This is a genomic window from Clostridium sp. AF35-15 (assembly GCF_003477745.1).
GTDB lineage: Bacteria > Bacillota > Clostridia > Lachnospirales > Lachnospiraceae > Otoolea > Otoolea fessa.
On the sequence record NZ_QUDY01000017.1, the window covers coordinates 24,866 to 40,345 of the forward strand.

The 15,480-nt window shown below is 48.7% G+C and carries 17 protein-coding genes; 1 reads left to right on the top strand and 16 read right to left on the bottom strand.

Translation table 11 applies throughout. From position 1 onward, the window contains the following. Positions 1-148 precede the first annotated feature (148 nt). The 3 genes from DWZ76_RS14405 to htpG form a co-directional block, all read right to left on the bottom strand. Positions 149-1,216, bottom strand: coding sequence for a type II CAAX endopeptidase family protein (locus DWZ76_RS14405; RefSeq protein ID WP_182431335.1), 1,068 nt, complete (start codon positions 1,214-1,216; stop codon positions 149-151). Positions 1,217-1,264: 48 nt separating this feature from the next. After that, entirely contained in the window at positions 1,265-1,531 is a 267-nt protein-coding gene (locus tag DWZ76_RS14410) for a DUF2007 domain-containing protein (RefSeq protein WP_118473033.1), read from the bottom strand. Between the two features lie 210 nt (positions 1,532-1,741). Next, positions 1,742-3,745 (bottom strand): molecular chaperone HtpG, encoded by a 2,004-nt coding sequence (htpG, locus tag DWZ76_RS14415; protein ID WP_118473034.1) that lies wholly within the window; start codon positions 3,743-3,745, stop codon positions 1,742-1,744. A gap of 356 nt (positions 3,746-4,101) precedes the next feature. On the opposite strand from htpG, the gene DWZ76_RS14420 reads away from it, so the two are divergent. Then, on the top strand, positions 4,102-4,596 hold the full coding sequence (locus tag DWZ76_RS14420) for a DUF5721 family protein (RefSeq protein ID WP_107001332.1): 495 nt from the start codon (positions 4,102-4,104) through the stop codon (positions 4,594-4,596). Between the two features lie 245 nt (positions 4,597-4,841). On the opposite strand, the gene DWZ76_RS14425 is transcribed toward DWZ76_RS14420, so the two are convergent. From DWZ76_RS14425 to DWZ76_RS14485, 13 genes are all read right to left on the bottom strand, one after another. Further along, positions 4,842-5,135: a type II toxin-antitoxin system RelE/ParE family toxin gene (locus tag DWZ76_RS14425; RefSeq protein WP_117796877.1), complete on the bottom strand. Its 294-nt coding sequence runs from the start codon at positions 5,133-5,135 to the stop codon at positions 4,842-4,844. Between the two features lie 3 nt (positions 5,136-5,138). Beyond that, entirely contained in the window at positions 5,139-5,480 is a 342-nt protein-coding gene (locus tag DWZ76_RS14430; RefSeq protein ID WP_242995823.1) for an AbrB/MazE/SpoVT family DNA-binding domain-containing protein, read from the bottom strand. Between the two features lie 405 nt (positions 5,481-5,885). Further along, positions 5,886-7,058 (bottom strand): M14 family zinc carboxypeptidase, encoded by a 1,173-nt coding sequence (locus DWZ76_RS14435; protein WP_107001325.1) that lies wholly within the window; start codon positions 7,056-7,058, stop codon positions 5,886-5,888. A gap of 347 nt (positions 7,059-7,405) precedes the next feature. After that, positions 7,406-8,542 (bottom strand): sodium ion-translocating decarboxylase subunit beta, encoded by a 1,137-nt coding sequence (locus DWZ76_RS14440; RefSeq protein ID WP_118473035.1) that lies wholly within the window; start codon positions 8,540-8,542, stop codon positions 7,406-7,408. A 562-nt stretch (positions 8,543-9,104) separates the two neighbouring features. Further along, on the bottom strand, positions 9,105-9,494 hold the full coding sequence (locus DWZ76_RS14445; RefSeq protein WP_118468531.1) for an Asp23/Gls24 family envelope stress response protein: 390 nt from the start codon (positions 9,492-9,494) through the stop codon (positions 9,105-9,107). Positions 9,495-9,801: 307 nt separating this feature from the next. Beyond that, positions 9,802-10,527: a SpoIIIAH-like family protein gene (locus DWZ76_RS14450; RefSeq protein WP_118473049.1), complete on the bottom strand. Its 726-nt coding sequence runs from the start codon at positions 10,525-10,527 to the stop codon at positions 9,802-9,804. Between the two features lie 20 nt (positions 10,528-10,547). Beyond that, positions 10,548-11,228 (bottom strand): stage III sporulation protein AG, encoded by a 681-nt coding sequence (locus tag DWZ76_RS14455; RefSeq protein WP_118473036.1) that lies wholly within the window; start codon positions 11,226-11,228, stop codon positions 10,548-10,550. Continuing rightward, positions 11,203-11,871, bottom strand: a complete 669-nt coding sequence (locus tag DWZ76_RS14460; RefSeq protein WP_118473037.1) for a stage III sporulation protein AF — start codon at positions 11,869-11,871, stop codon at positions 11,203-11,205. Before DWZ76_RS14460 ends, DWZ76_RS14455 begins: the two co-directional genes overlap by 26 nt. Positions 11,872-11,874: 3 nt before the next feature. Next, complete coding sequence (locus DWZ76_RS14465; RefSeq protein WP_118473038.1) at positions 11,875-13,083, bottom strand: stage III sporulation protein AE; 1,209 nt, start codon at positions 13,081-13,083, stop codon at positions 11,875-11,877. A 48-nt stretch (positions 13,084-13,131) separates the two neighbouring features. Beyond that, complete coding sequence (locus DWZ76_RS14470; protein ID WP_022359268.1) at positions 13,132-13,518, bottom strand: SpoIIIAC/SpoIIIAD family protein; 387 nt, start codon at positions 13,516-13,518, stop codon at positions 13,132-13,134. Positions 13,519-13,690: 172 nt separating this feature from the next. Beyond that, on the bottom strand, positions 13,691-13,885 hold the full coding sequence (gene spoIIIAC, locus DWZ76_RS14475) for a stage III sporulation protein AC (protein WP_022359269.1): 195 nt from the start codon (positions 13,883-13,885) through the stop codon (positions 13,691-13,693). A 13-nt stretch (positions 13,886-13,898) separates the two neighbouring features. Further along, positions 13,899-14,420: a stage III sporulation protein AB gene (locus DWZ76_RS14480; RefSeq protein WP_118473039.1), complete on the bottom strand. Its 522-nt coding sequence runs from the start codon at positions 14,418-14,420 to the stop codon at positions 13,899-13,901. Beyond that, positions 14,411-15,466 (bottom strand): stage III sporulation protein AA, encoded by a 1,056-nt coding sequence (locus DWZ76_RS14485; RefSeq protein ID WP_118473040.1) that lies wholly within the window; start codon positions 15,464-15,466, stop codon positions 14,411-14,413. The genes DWZ76_RS14480 and DWZ76_RS14485 overlap by 10 nt, the downstream gene beginning before the upstream one ends. Positions 15,467-15,480: the final 14 nt, after the last annotated feature.

A 15,480-nucleotide genomic window follows, 5' to 3' on the forward strand; every position in this document is an offset into this window, starting at 1 on the left:
GTCCTCCCGTTACGCAATTCACATCACGTAGTATTCATTACTATTTATTATAGTAATCACACAGCAGGAAGTCAAGCAGAATCCCGTGAAATACACGACACTTTCACTTCCAAAAGTGCCTACTTGTGAACAGCAACTGACCACCACATCATCTCGACAAGAAAAACGCCATCGTAATCAAACTTACCAGAATAAATGCCACTGTCCCGAGATTCCCATACATTGCCCCACATATATTGCGGAATTTCACACCCTCTGGGATTGCCCCATCGGACAGCCGGATTTTCCGGAAATTGAAAATCAGCAGAACAAACGATCCGATGATCGTGCAGCCCATAAACCCGGTCATCAGAAACGTGATAAACAGCGGCAGCAGCGTATCCTGTGTTCCAAGCATCGCTATCACTAACGACCAGCTGTTGATCAGAATATGCAGCAGACAGTTATAACGCATCCGTCCCGTCTTCACCGCCACATATCCCAGAACCACGCCAATCACCGCCGCATAGAGAAACTGCGTCACATTTCCGTGCATCAGACCAAACATCAGCGCCGTGTAGGTGATCGCCGCCTTATCGCCAAAACGGCGCAATCGGTTTAAGAGTTTCCATCGAAAGATATATTCCTCAATAATTGGTCCTAAAAACCCTACATATAAAATCATTACCGGCGAGAGCGAATCCAGCATCTCGTTGACCGGGTTCATCGCGGATGCATCGCCGCCGCTACTTGCCGCCACCGCATCATTGATTGCATTTCCCAGCAGGTTAAAGATAGTTCCAAATCCCTGTGCCAAAATAAAAAACATACAGAACTGCAGGAAACTAATCTTCATTTTCTCTGCCCGTTCTTCCGGGACAAGGCGCAGAATTAAAAATACGAATGGAAGAACCAGCGCATAGATGACCAGCGTGCTTCCGCCGTCCTCATACCACGCTGCATTTACCATCCGGTTCAAAAACATACTGATCACGCCTCCGTCCGCCCATACGTTGCCAGCCACTTCCAGAAGTATGCTGACAAGCACCGTCATCACGCTGAAAAATGCCATCGCCCAGCCGAGGACATTGCAGACACGGCGCACCTCGCAGCGGCAGGTTTTTCGGATTTGTTTCGGATTCTGAACCGCATTCTGCAGCTCAGGTTCCGTTTGCAGACCATTTTCTTCTGCCTCCCGCTGCCAAAGATCCGATTCGTTCCAGTTTCCCTCTCCCATTTTCTCTCCTTCGTCATTCAGGTCTTTCATTCCCAGAAAATACCTGTTTTATCTTCCGGCGCTTTCTATCACACGGCGCGCCTTTTCCTCCTCTGCTTTCTGCACATAAAACAGATATTCCCGTTCCGATGCCGCATTTTCTCCCGCACTTCCCAGCCTCGCCCGCTGATTGCCGGAAAGCACGCCCGATTTCAGACGGTTCTGCACCTTGACCTGATACTCAATTCCCGCCTGTTCCAGCTGCTCCCGGATCGCCGCCTGCCGTTTCATATCAAACGTCGCGCCAACCTGTTTCCATCCCCCGATTCCAAACATACACGCACCTCCCCGTCAAATCTGAAAAAACCTTGCTAAGTGCTCCTATTCTATCATAAATACTAAATTCGTGAAATAGTGAATCCCATTTGCTCTCTTACGACAGGTAATAAAAGAGCTGCCACATTTACGTGCAGCAGCTCCGTTATTATATTATATATGATATTTTAACATATTTTCCTATATAAAACAGTCCTAAACCAGACGCCCTTATTTCAGCATCATACCCATAATCTCATTCGACCGTGCGATAAACTTCGTCATGCGCTCCGGTGTCAGGGAACCGTGGCTGAGCTGTGCCAGGTCGTAGAGCTGTTCGCAGATCTTCGGCGTATTCTCGCCATCCGTGTGCTCTAAGACGTACTGAACGAGCTTGTTGTTCGCGTTGAGTACCAGCACCTGACCGCTGCCGCCGAACATCGACGCGTCCATGCCCATGTTGTACATCTTCATCATATCCTGCATACGGCGTGTTTCCTCCGACAGGGTGATCATCGAAGAAATCTCAGCATCCTTCAGCTTCTCAACCTTTACCTGCAGCTTATCATCGCCCAGTGCTTTCTTGAAGGTCTCTGTCAGCGTCTCTTCCTGTTTCTTGAGCGCTTCCTTGTCCTCTTCCTTCACTTCCTCGCGCAGCGTGTCATTGACATCGGCATCAATACGCAGGAATTTCAGGTTCTCATGCTTCTGCTCTTCCTGGCTGATGAATGGATTATCAATGCTGTGAGACATGATGATCGCATCCTGTCCGTTTGCCTTGAACATGTTGATGTACTGGCTCTGCTCTTTCTCATTTGTTACATAGTAGATCTGGTTCTCATGACCTTCCTCTTTCGCCTTATCCATGCAGTCTTTCAGCGTCAGATATTTTCCGTCCAGATTCTTGTAAATGATGTAGTCATCCATCTTCTCAGCAAATTTCTGATCCTTTAAGCAGCCAAATTTGATGAACGGAGCAATATCATCCCAATATTTCTCATAGGTCTCACGGTCAGTCTTGCACATACCGGTCAGCTTGTCCGCTACCTTCTTGGTGATGTAATCGGAAATCTTCTTTACAAATCCATCATTCTGCAGCGCACTTCTCGATACATTCAACGGCAGATCCGGGCAGTCGATCACGCCCTTTAAGAGCATCAGGAACTCCGGAATAACTTCCTTGATATTATCCGCGATAAATACCTGGTTGTTGTACAGCTTGATGGTGCCCTCAATGCTCTCGTACTCCATGTTGATCTTCGGGAAGTACAGAATACCTTTCAGGTTGAACGGATAATCCATGTTCAGATGAATCCAGAACAGCGGTTCCTTGTAATCCATAAATACCTTGCGGTAAAATTCTTTGTATTCTTCCTCGGTACACTCGTTCGGATGCTTGTTCCATAGCGGGTGAATGTCATTCAGTGCCACCGGACGTTTCAGGATCTTATATTTCTCGGTTCTCGGAGATACCTCCACGGTCTCTTTCGTGCCGTCCTCTTTCTCCTTTTCCTCGGTCTTTGCTTCCTCGACCACCGTCTCAACGATGGTGTCCTTGTCGGTCAGCTGATCCTTCTCGATCGTCTCATACTCCGGCTCTGCCGTTGCATTTTTCAGGTAAATCTCAACCGGCATGAAAGAGCAGTACTTCTGGATGACTTCACGTGCGCGATACTCATTGCAGAACTCAGTGCTGTCTTCATTTAAATAAAGGACAATCTTGGTACCATTGCCTTCCTTATCGCCCTTATCCATCGCAAACTCAGTGCCGCCCTCAGACTCCCAGTGAACCGGCTCTGCATCTTTCTTATAAGAAAGAGTATCGATCGTAACCTTGTCCGCTACCATGAATGCAGAATAGAAACCCAAACCGAAATGACCGATGATCTGGTCTTCGTTTGCTTTGTCCTTATATTTTGCCAGGAAATCCTGTGCACCGGAAAATGCGATCTGGTTAATGTACTCTTCCACTTCCTCGGCAGTCATACCGATACCATTATCCTCGACGGTGATCGTCTTGTCCTCGGAATTAACGGTAACCTGAATCTTATACTCCGTCTCCCCCGGCTCCTCATACTCGCCCATCAGCGCCAGCTTTTTCAGCTTCGTGATCGCGTCGCATCCGTTGGAAATCAGCTCACGATAGAAAATATCATGATCGGAATAAAGCCATTTCTTAATGATCGGGAAAATATTCTCGCTGTTGATTGATAAACTTCCTGTTTTTGCTGCCATATCTATACACTCCTTTTGATTGCAAAATACAGTGGATATCCGCTCCCGGAAATGGAGTCTGGCAGTTTCACTCTGCCGCGTCCAATCCTGCTATCCAGCTACATAAATATACGATTGTAAAATTCTTTTTTTGTGATTTTCCATCACCGTGACTCTTATTTTAATACCAGCGTTCCAAGATGTCAATAGAAAATTAGCACTCGTTTTTGTTGAGTGCTAATAAAATTTTAAAATTCTCCGTCTTGCCAATAAGAAGTCACTTGCGTCCCCCTCCCGCCTGCGATAAAATAGAATCTACGTTATTGTTTCTACATTACACAGAAAATAACGAATTTACCATCTCAGCGAGGACACATATGATTGCCTGCAATATCTGTGATATAAAATTATTTACCAAGAAACTGTTCATCGGAGAGACATTTGACCGCTTTCTGCTTAAGGAAGCGGAGATCGTGACGTTCAACACCTTCTCCATCGACGGACGCGTCCATAAAAGCTTTTATTCCGAAGAAGAGCGTGCCGAGGGGCAGATTGAAGAATATTCAACCTGGAAAACTCTGCGCCCGTTCTGTTTTTCCCTCATAAAAGGGAAAAAGCTTCCGGAGCGCTTCTCCATCATTTTGAAGCTTCCGAAAGCTGCCACCGAACAGTTTCTGACCGCCCGCAAAAGCCAATGGCTCCCGGAGCAGGTCGGCGGACTGTTCTTAAATATTCATTATGAAAACCAGCATTTAAGCTGTGTCACCGGGCTGTCGCTCAACCAATTTACGTTAGACAAGACGCTGGAACGCGAGTGGGACGAGTCGATCCGGACATTTTTGCGAAAAGAAGAGCTGCCGTTTGAGGAATAACGGCAGCCCTGTTTTATCGGGTGTTCAGTTGTACATCTCTAATTAATGTCCCTTTTGTGATTTTATATAAAATCGTATTTCAGAATTTGCAAACCATATTTTTATAAAAAGAATATATTTTCCATTTTGTATAATTTTAGTTTCCTGTTTTTGTCGATTTGTTCCAAAGCAAAGAGGGAAATGCTCAAAAATAGAACATGTCATTGTCAGTCTCTACTTTCAATCGCACGTTCTTTCCCAGTATGTCACTTTTTTATGTAACGCTTCAATTCATCATAAAAATTTTCTCTTGTTCCAGCCATAACAACGATTATCATTTCTCCATCTACCCATTCAACGGTATATGCAAGTTCATAATTCGTTTTATTATAATAGATATCATAACCATAAAACCCGGCTAAATCTCCAGTTTTTAGTTCCCCAACTGTATAATCTTCACAAATCTTATCAACTGCCTCCTGATAAAGTCTTTTTAACTTCTTGTCCTTCAGCTTCTTAATGTACTTTGCGGCAGGAGGATTAAATCGAACTGGCAGCATAAACTAATCCTCCATTCCAAAAATATCCTCATAAGTTGTATAATCTGCTTTTCCCTCTGCAATCTCTTCTGCTTTCGTTAGCATCGCCTCCGCTGCCGGTCTCATTTGCGCCTGACGCTTTTTAAATTCTGTCAGAAGTTCTTCTCCAGATAAACCTTCCCTGATCAGCTCTGCTAAAATCTGTTCTGCAAATTCACCGCCTGACGATACCTTAATAGGACGAATAATCAGCTCTCCATCACGCATCACACATTCTGCCTCATCCCCAAAACCGAGTAACTGATAAAACTTCTGTGGAATCGTCACCTGCCTTTTGGACGAAATACTGAGAATTTTCCGATTCATCTTTGTATTGCCTCTTTCTATTACCGATGTTGACATGCTTCACTCCCTCTTTTTTATTATATGTCTATTTTTTCTTTGTATTCTCGTTTTCTTGGTTTCTTTGTTCTTGGTTTTATTATAAGGATTTTATTCGTCAAAGTCAATCATGCAAAATTTTTCATTTCAAGTCGAACGTCCGTGAGACTTGACGCGTGATTCTGGTCAGCGAAGCTGACATATTCCTATCAGAATCACTGCGCATCCTCGCGGAGCATTTTTTATTTCATAGGAAGAACTGATAACCCAAATAGTGAACCAACTCACAAACACTAACTCTTTATTCTTACACAACAAAAAAGGATGCACGACCACTTCCAACTCCAGTCGCACATCCTTTTTCTATCTAATCTTCATTTTATTCCATCATCAATGTGTCGCCACATAATATCCCAGCGTTGCCGGGACTGCCTTATTCTGGTTCCAGATCGCCGGATATTCCGAGAAAGATACCGGGCAGGTGGAACGTCCTACCTCGATCGTGATACCAGGGATGCCTGCTGCCTGCTGCAGCCAGTCCTTCAAGCCGCCGACGCCCTTGCTTCCAAGAACGGAATAACCATTCAAGGCATGAACAGCGTTTGCCAGCGCCTTGGACTCTGCCGCTTTCTGGTTGTTCTGCGTATCCCAGTAAATCACATTTCCCATCGCATGATAGTTGATAACCGCATTGAATCCCGTTCCCTGAATCAAGTTCGCGATTGCCTGGCTCTCCGGCTCTGACAGTGGGTTGGTTCCCTTATAACCATTTGCAGACGGATGGGTTAAAGACACATTGATTCCCTCCCAGTTTGCTGCAAAGTTATAGTTCAGATCGACACCGCGTGCATTCGCCTTCCAGCGTCTCATATACTCTTCATAGCTGACCGTTGTCCGGCTGGATGCCTTGTCCGCCGCGTACGCCGCCTGCATCGTCTGGCGCAGTTCCTCCGACTGAATACCATTCTCGCCCATCTGGCTGATCGTGACTCCATCCGGATTCAGCATCGGCACAAAATGAAATGCCACCTGTCCCAATATGTTAGAAAGCGGTTGCGTCATATAGGTACCATTATTCGTAAATCCAGCTGCCAGATACTCGAGCTGCTGCATCATCAGCGGTACAACGATATACTCTCTGGCATGAATCGCCCCCTGGAACAGAATCTTCTTGGATGCGTTCGGATTGCCGACAATCACATCGTAGATATCACGTCCGTCCGCCGATTTTCCGATCGATTTCACTGTCACCGTTCCCGGATAACGGCTTGCCAGCGCCGAAATATCGTTTACCATCTGGCTATAGGAATACTTGTCCACCGGATTGACAACCGGATTGGATAACGTCTGATTATAATAGGAATTATCCGCCTGCTGTCCCGCATTCGCGTTCGTGGTTCCCGGACCGCCCGGTCCGATCACTGGTGCTGCCGCTGCCGGATCATCCGCCGGTCCTGCATACGCTGTAACTGCCGATAAGCTGCTGCACACAACTGACAGGGATAAACAAGTTGCCAAAGCGCCTTTTCGCAGCAGGCGCTGAATTTTATTTCGTTGACTCATTCTCATGTCTCCTTCTGGCCCTTTCAAACTCTTACAAACAATGTTTCTATTATAGATTTACCTCTGTCGAATGTCAACGAACTGCATAAAACTGAAAGAAAAAAGAAAGATACTTTTTCCAATTTATATTTTACTTTAACTTACCTAAAATCAGCACCACTGCCGTAATAATCAGGACAACGACGAAAATTCCCGCCATTCCTTTTCCCATAATTGCCAGCGAAATCAAAAAATTATTCCACATCCGATATTTTCCTCCATCTCAATCAGTGCACTGGCTGTCTCTTGATTTTTCATCATTCAAGTGCAGCCTTCCTTTTCCATTTTATCTGCCCGACAGACCTATATTACAAATACTGGCTTACCAGCTTAATGACCAGTCCGCCCGCGATGACCGAGGCGATCTGCCCCGATACATTGGCGCCGACCGCATGCATCAGGATAATATTTCCCTTTTCCTCCTCCATCGCCAGCTTCTGCACCACGCGTGAGGACATCGGGAATGCGGAAATGCCCGCCGCACCGATCATCGGATTGATTTTCGTCTTCAAAAACAGGTTCATAAATTTAGCAAACAGCACACCGCCGATCGTATCAAAGATAAATGCAATTAGACCGATTCCCATAATCAGAAGCGTGTCAATCCGCACAAACGCGTCCGCACGCATACTGAACGAAATCGTGATGCCAAGCAGCAGGGTAATCAGGTTTGCCAGCTCGTTCTGTGCCGTCTGGGAAAGTGCCGGAAGCACGCCGCACTCGCGGATCAGGTTTCCAAACATCAGAAATCCGACCAGCGCCACCGATGCCGGAGAAATCAGTCCGACAATGATAGTAACTACAATCGGAAATGCGATCTTGGTCGTTTTGGACACATTTTTCGGACTGTAGGTCATGTGAATCCGGCGTTCTTTTTTCGTCGTCACCAGACGGATCGCAAATGGCTGGATGATTGGCACCAGCGCCATGTAGGAGTACGCCGCCACCGCGATCGCGCCCACATAGTTGGAATGCATGATCTGGGAAACCAGAATGGAAGTCGGTCCATCCGCCGCACCGATGATTCCGATCGACGCCGCATCCCTGAGTTCGAATCCCATCAGCGATGCCGCACAGATCGCAAAGAAAATGCCAAACTGCGCCGCCGCACCAAATAAAAACATGATCGGCTGTGACAGAAGCGGTCCAAAGTCAATCATTGCCCCGATTCCGATAAAGAGCAGAATCGGAAGCGCCTCCGATGCGCTGATCGTCGTCTCAAACAGCCACTGTATAATACCCTGTGTCTCCCCGATGCCCTCCGTCACCTGGTTAATGACGCCGGATAATGGCAGGTTTACCATGATCGCGCCGAATCCCATCGGCAGAAGCAACGCGGGTTCGTATTCCTTTTTGACCGCCAGCCAGATCAAAAGCCCGCCGATCAGATACATCACAAACTGCTGCGGCGTGATCGCCATGACGCCTTCCCATAAAAATTCCATGTTGTTCCTCCTGTTAATTTTGTTTTCCTTCATAAATATTCTGTTTCCTGGAGCCCCTTGCCAAGATACACCTGCTCTGGCAGCTGTCTTTCTTCGCGCCAGACATGCATCCATGCGAGTGTTTTTGTTTCATAGGACACAATTTCCTATGAAACATGAAAAAGAATGTGCCTTGGCACATTCTCGCGCCGAGCGCGGTCGCTTGCGACATGTTTCTGCTTCGCGCGAGTGCGCATCCTCGCGGAGCGTTTTTTGTTTCATAGGGCGCAATTTCCTATGAAACAAAAAAGACTTTCAGCATACGTTTCATCCACATATGCTAAAAGTCTTGTTCCTCACATTTGAATCATACGGCACACGCTTTTTGTTACAAAAGCACACTGCCATCTGACTTACACAAGGCATGTAACCATGAGGTTTACTATCCTCAGGGTCTGTTGGTTACATGGTTATAACTACTCCCTTTTAACGCGATCATCATATCATACGGTTTTTTCCCCGTCAAGGTCAAACTGAGTATTTTGTGTTAAAAAAATGAAAAGCTACGAAAGCACGAAACCTGCTATGCTTCCGCCGGCATATTGACACCCGCGATCTTAATATTAACTTCCAGAACCATCAGACCGGTCATATTTTCAATCGCTGTCTTTACTTTGTCCTGCACCTTTTCACTGACTGCCGGGATGCTGTAGCCATATTTCATATTTAAGGACAGATCCACAACCACGTGATCCTCGGTTACAGTCACTTTCACGCCCTTGCTCAAATTTTTCATGCCGAGCTTTCCGACCAGTTCATTTGTGATATTGCCAGCCATTGAATCGACACCGTCTACCTCGGTCGCTGCCAGACCTGCGATGATCGCCACTACCTCATCAGCAATTTTCACTTCTCCAATGCGGTCCTTTTCATATACGATATGTGTGCTTCTATCTTCTGCTTCTCTCGCCATTCCAAATCCCTCCTGACCACTTCCATGTACGCCCGGAATCTTCTCTTCCCACAAAAAACAGATACTCGAATACTTCCAGAAATACATTTCAATTAAGTGTTTTTATTATACCAAAAATACAGGAGTTTGCAAAGGCATTTCCGGTTCGAATCTCATCCGAGTTACTGTTCACGCATACGTGCCCAGTAACGGAATTTGCCGTGGCTTCGCATTTTAATACGGCAAATTCCTGCTGCCACCACGTGGGGGTACGGCACTTTCGGTTCCAAAAGTGCCTACCCGTGAACATTAACTCATCCGAACTTCCTCAATCTCCCAGGTTTAAAAGGGAAATCACGATATTTTCCGCCGATATCTCGGTTTTCCGTTTTACAATATCCTCGATCTGCGCGCGCTGCGGATCTGTGATGGACGGCGCGTTGACAACGACATCCACTTTTCCATCCGTGATGCTGACAACCGGATCGGCAAATCCTTTCGCCATCAGAAGCGTTTCCGCTGCATTTTCCTTCTCCGCTATCGCATTGAGTGCCAGCATATCCTGAACGGCTGCCTCTTTTGCCGACGCATCCAGATTTTCATTGTTAATCAGGGCATTCAGCGCTTCGCGGTTCTTGGCGCGGATCTGTTCACGGCTGAGCTGTACATTGGCTATGTACTCTGCCACGCCGGTTCCGCCTGTCAAAACCGCCTCGCCCGGGTTATCGACTGCCGGATTGTCCGAAGATGCCTCCTCTCCGTCCGCCGCTCCCTGCGCTGTGCCCTCCTCACTGCCTGCTGCCAGCGGATCGCCCTCTCCCGGATCGTCAAGACTTGCAATCTCCTCATATTCACCGTCCGCCACGCTTCCGGACACCGCCTGATTTTCCGAATATATATCGCTATCTGAAATCTTGGTCGCCCCCGCTTCATATGTATCCGCCCCCGGCAGATCAGATTTTCCCGCATAGTTGAGATACCCCGCCGCCGCAATCATGATCGCCAGCGTCGTGATGATGATTTGATTTCTCCTGAAAACGCGTTTCATCTTCATTCTCATATTTGCATACTCCTTTATTCCACCCGCTTTAATACTTTTATTTTATGTGCCGGCAGTCCGAATAATGCCTGCATCGCTTCCGAAATTTCCTTCTGTACCGACGCATTTCCTCCTCCCTGTGCGCTGATCACGATACCGGAAATCTCCGGTGCCAGCTCTTTTTCAACTACCGGTTCCCCGCTGCCTGAACTTCCCGCCAGCACGGTGCTCTCCCGCAGCGATTCATCCGCCTGCTGCCGCGTACCACCCGAAGAATCCGTCTCCGAGGTGGTCGACCGGCTTCTCTCCTTATCCACCCACAGCACCTTTTCCGAAGAAGAAAACAGAGTCAGCATCACATCCACCTCACCCACGCCGTCCACCTTCTTTAAAACGTCCCGGATCCGCTGCTCCAGGCGAAGCTCGTAGAGGCGGTTGGCGTCCTGCCTGGATGCAGTGCCTGGCAGACCTGTTTCGACATCCGAATCACTCTCTTCTGAACTTCCATTTTTGTCCTGCCCTGCTCTATTCCCAGAGTTTGTTCCTGTTCCACTCTCCGCCCATCTTTCCCCTGACTGCCAGACTCCCGTCTCACTCGTCTTCTTCCCAAACGGCGCATATAAGATCAGAATTGCCAGCCCAAGCACCAGCAAAATCAGCCATTTTTCATTTCGTTTGACCCATTCCCTGTCAAGGTTCCATCCTGACTTCCACATGATCCGCCTCCACCTGATAAAACGATGCCAGCCGCTGCTGAAGCTCCCAAATCTTTTCCCCATTCATCCATGAAACTGCCTGCGCGGCGGCGGGTTCTCCCTGCTTCTGCTCCTGTTCAAGTGAAATTTCAATCGGGGAAATTTTTTCTATTTCAATCATCGAACTCGAATCCTCCTGTTCCGCCGCTTCCATCCCCGCTTCCATCCCCGCCTCACTTCCCGCCACATACACCGTCACACTCCGCACCGAGGCAAATTGCTCCGACTCCGGATCTTTTTCCAGCTCTACGTCCGCCTTTTCCACGGAAAATCCCGCTTCCGCTGCCACCCGCACTGCCTCCTTGGACGCTTCCGCCTCATACTGGCTCAAAACCATATTTCTGCGCCGCACCTCTATCTCATCCATCTCACGTTTCAGCTCGCCCGCTTCATTTTCAAACGAAAGAGATGTAAACAGATAATTCAGCCGCTCCTCCAGACGCAACCCATCCGTCAGCGGCTTCAGCACAATCAGAAGCAGGATACAGCCCGCAAACAGACGGATATATTTTTCATACTTATGTGCGGGCAAAAGCCCGGTCAGAACGGTCAGAAACACTAGATAACTGACGATATTCCCCGCCCAGTGAGTAATTGCTTCCATCTTCTACCCCGCAAAATAAGCCGCGTTCGTGCTCGCACACACCACCGCGATCGAAAGCGCAAATAACACCACCGCCGAACCAGCTGCTGCCAGCAAAAAATAAAATCCTTTCGCCACAGCGCCGACTGCCTCCACCACCCGGCTGTCACTGACCGGCTGCAAAAGCGCCGCGCTTCCCTGGCACCCCAGATAGAGGATTAAAAGTTTCAAAAGCGGCAGAAGCGACACCGCCGCCAGCACAAGCACTCCCCCGATGCCCACCGTATTCCGGATCAGGACGCTGCTTCCAAGAAGTACCTGCGACACTGCCGCCGCGCCCTGTCCGATTCCCGGTATCAGGCTGACCGCCCGCCGCAGCGCCGTCTGGCGCACCGAATCTGTATACGGCGCAATCATTCCCTGCAGCACATGAAAGCCCAGCACCACTCCCAAAAGCGCCTTGCTGCCCCAGCGCATCCCCTGTTCCAGCAATTCCAACGCTTTTGAAAACAAATCCTTCGAGCTTAAATGTCCCGCCAGCGACAGCAGGACATACAACTGGGTGCATGGCAGAAACAACTGTAAAAACATCCATTCCGCCACATTGACAGAAGCAAGTGTCCACGCATATCCGGCTGCTGCCGAGGTACTTCCCCCGGAAAAGGAAACAGCCAGAAAAAAAGCAGGAACCAGCACCCGGACAAATTCAAAGAGCTGCTCCAACAGTGTCCGCGTGATCCGCACCCCATTCAAAAAACTGGCGGCAAGCAGTGTAAAAATCAGAAGATACGTGACGTAAAATCCCATCTCCGATACCTGACTGTCGGCAAAGAGACTCGAAAAGCTGGCGAACACCGCTCCTAAAATTCCCAGAAGGATGACCTGCCCCATCCATCTGCCATTTTCTGAAATTTCCCGAAATAGGGCTGTCCGGCAAAAATCCATCAGCATCCGAACCACACTCTGATAATTGCCAGAGAGAAGCATCGAAAGGATTTCCCGGAATGAAAGCCCCGGGACTGCCGAACCTCCCGCTTCCCTTAAAAATGCTTCGATTCTGCTTAAATCCAGTGAGTTCAGAAGAGAATCCATGTTCTCGCCAGAAACACTGAAATCCGAATCTTCGGATATCTTTTCACCATTTGCCGCCGACACCGTTAAATGATTTCCTGCCATCAAATATACACTCAAGAATATAACGCTCACTGCCCGCACAACCATCTTTGTTCCCACCGTCACCTGCTCTCACCATCTCTCCGCTTTTCTGCACTTACCACTTTCCTACGCCAAAAACTGCTTCACCGTCTCCAACAATGCCAGCAGAATCGGCATACTGACCGCCAGAATGGACAGCTTCGCAAATATCTCAATCTGTGTTCCCAGCGAACCGTACCCGGCATCCTTGCAAATCCCGGAGGCAAATTCGGCAATATAAGTGATTCCCGCCATTTTCAAAAGCGCCGACAAGTACACTGGACTGATCCCGATGCAGGATTCCATCGTCCGAAGTGTTTTCAGAATCACTTCCAGCTTTCCCGCCGCATAGAAAAAGAGACACAGCCCCGCCGCCATCACAATGTACGTCCCATACTCGCCGCCTTTTCCCTTGAGCTGGACTGCCAGAAGAACTGCCGTGATCCCAAGAACCGATACGGTTAAAATTGACATTTTTTACCGTCCTTCCCTGCAATGTACTCTCTGAGTCTTTCCCGCACTCGCTTTTGCGGCTGATTTTTCGCCAGCTGCACCCGAATTTCATCAACATACGCCTCAGAAATTTGGGCACAACGGACAAAAAATCATCTCACAAAATCAAGCACAGAAGGATTCCGAGAGTACATTACAACGCAAACAATTCCTTCATCGTCTCAAACAACTGATAAATATACGGCACCATCCAGAACAGTACCAAAAGAAGACCCGCAAGACTTGTGAGAAATGCCTGTTCCTCCCGCCCGCTGTGTTTGAGGATCTGGCAGAGGACGGAAACCAGGATACCGACTGCCGCAATCCGAAATATTAGATTAACTCCCATTTTCTTCCCCCACTTACATCAACACCACTGCCAGAAACAGCCCGCCTAGTATCCCAAGCCCCCAGCACAACCGTTTCTTCTCCGGCTCTTCCCGCCGCAGCTGCTCAATCGCCCGTTCCAATTCTTCCAGATACAGTGCCAGCGTCTTTTGCTGCATTTCCAGATCGAGATACCCGATGCTATTTCCAAACCGGCACATCAGCTCCCATTCCTCTGTTCCTAACATCGGACGAATCCCCTGCTCTTCCAGAACCGCTTCCCAGATACTCCCAAACGGACACTCTGGATTCGCTTCCAGCCGCTCTCCTGCCACCAAAAATAGCTTCCCCGCTTTTCCATCCCCGCGTGCCCCCGCCCGGCACAGTGCCAGAGGAAGAACTGCCTGTGTATACCCAATCTCTCCCCGCAGTCCCGCGGCAATCCGTTTTACTTCCTCCAAAAAACGCCTCCGGCCAATCAGGCGCAATGCCTCACCCCCGCCAATCCCCGCACACGATACACATACAAGGCAGATTCCAAGCAATTTTATCCACATATGAGCTCCTCGCCAGCTGCATCATATACCGCCTCCACCGTTCCCGGTCCGCGTCTATTTCCCAGCACCACATACCGCTCAAACCGTTTTTCTTGCAAAAAAGAGGACAAGCCCGGTTTTTCCCGGATGTCCTCCATCGAATTTCCATGTACGGTTGCCAGAATCCTGCAGCCACAGTTCATCACATAGCGAAGCGCCTCCAAATCATTCTCACCGCCGATCTCGTCCACCGCGACCACCTCCGGTGCCATTGAGCGGATCAGCATCATCATTCCCTCCGCCTTGGGGCAGGCATCCAGCACATCTGTCCGGCAGCCAACATCGTTTTGCGGGATTCCCTGATAGCAGGCGGCAATCTCCGAACGCTCATCCACCACCCCGACCGTCTGCGCCCTCACTTTTCCACCATGCTGCTTCCTCATCTCCAACATTTTTCCAGCTTTATTTTCATGTCCTGCACCTGCCTTAGGCCGTTCAAAGCTCCCCGTCAAAGCAGAGCCCCTATCCTTTCCCTCTTCTCCATCCGACACCATCCGGATCAGATCCCGCAGAAGTGTTGTTTTTCCGCATCTCGGCGGCGCAATCAGAAGCGTATTCCGGATACTTCCCGTCCCTGGATCCGTCAAAATCGACCGTATTTTTGCTGCACATCCTATCATCTGATGCGAAAAACGGACATTTAAAAAGGTTATCGGATGAATCGCCTTTATATGTCCGTTTTCCAGTATCGTCCTTCCAGCCACGCCAATCCGGTGTCCGCCCTGCACGGTCAGAAACCCCTGCCGGATTTCCTCCCCGTAAGCATAGAGGGAAGAACGAGCCGCGCATTGCAGCGTCTCGTCCACATCCTCCCGGCTGACCCGGAATCCACTCCCGGCTGTGTACTCTTTATTTCTATATATGTAATACAGCGGCGCGCTAACCCGCAGCCGTACCTCTTCCATTCCATCCGCCTCAAGCGGAAGCGCCAGAAGCTGCTCCCGGATATTCCGGGAGAAAAAATGAAACAGCGCCCTCACATCCTGCTTTGATTGTTCCTCCTTCATCAGCCCGTCCTCCT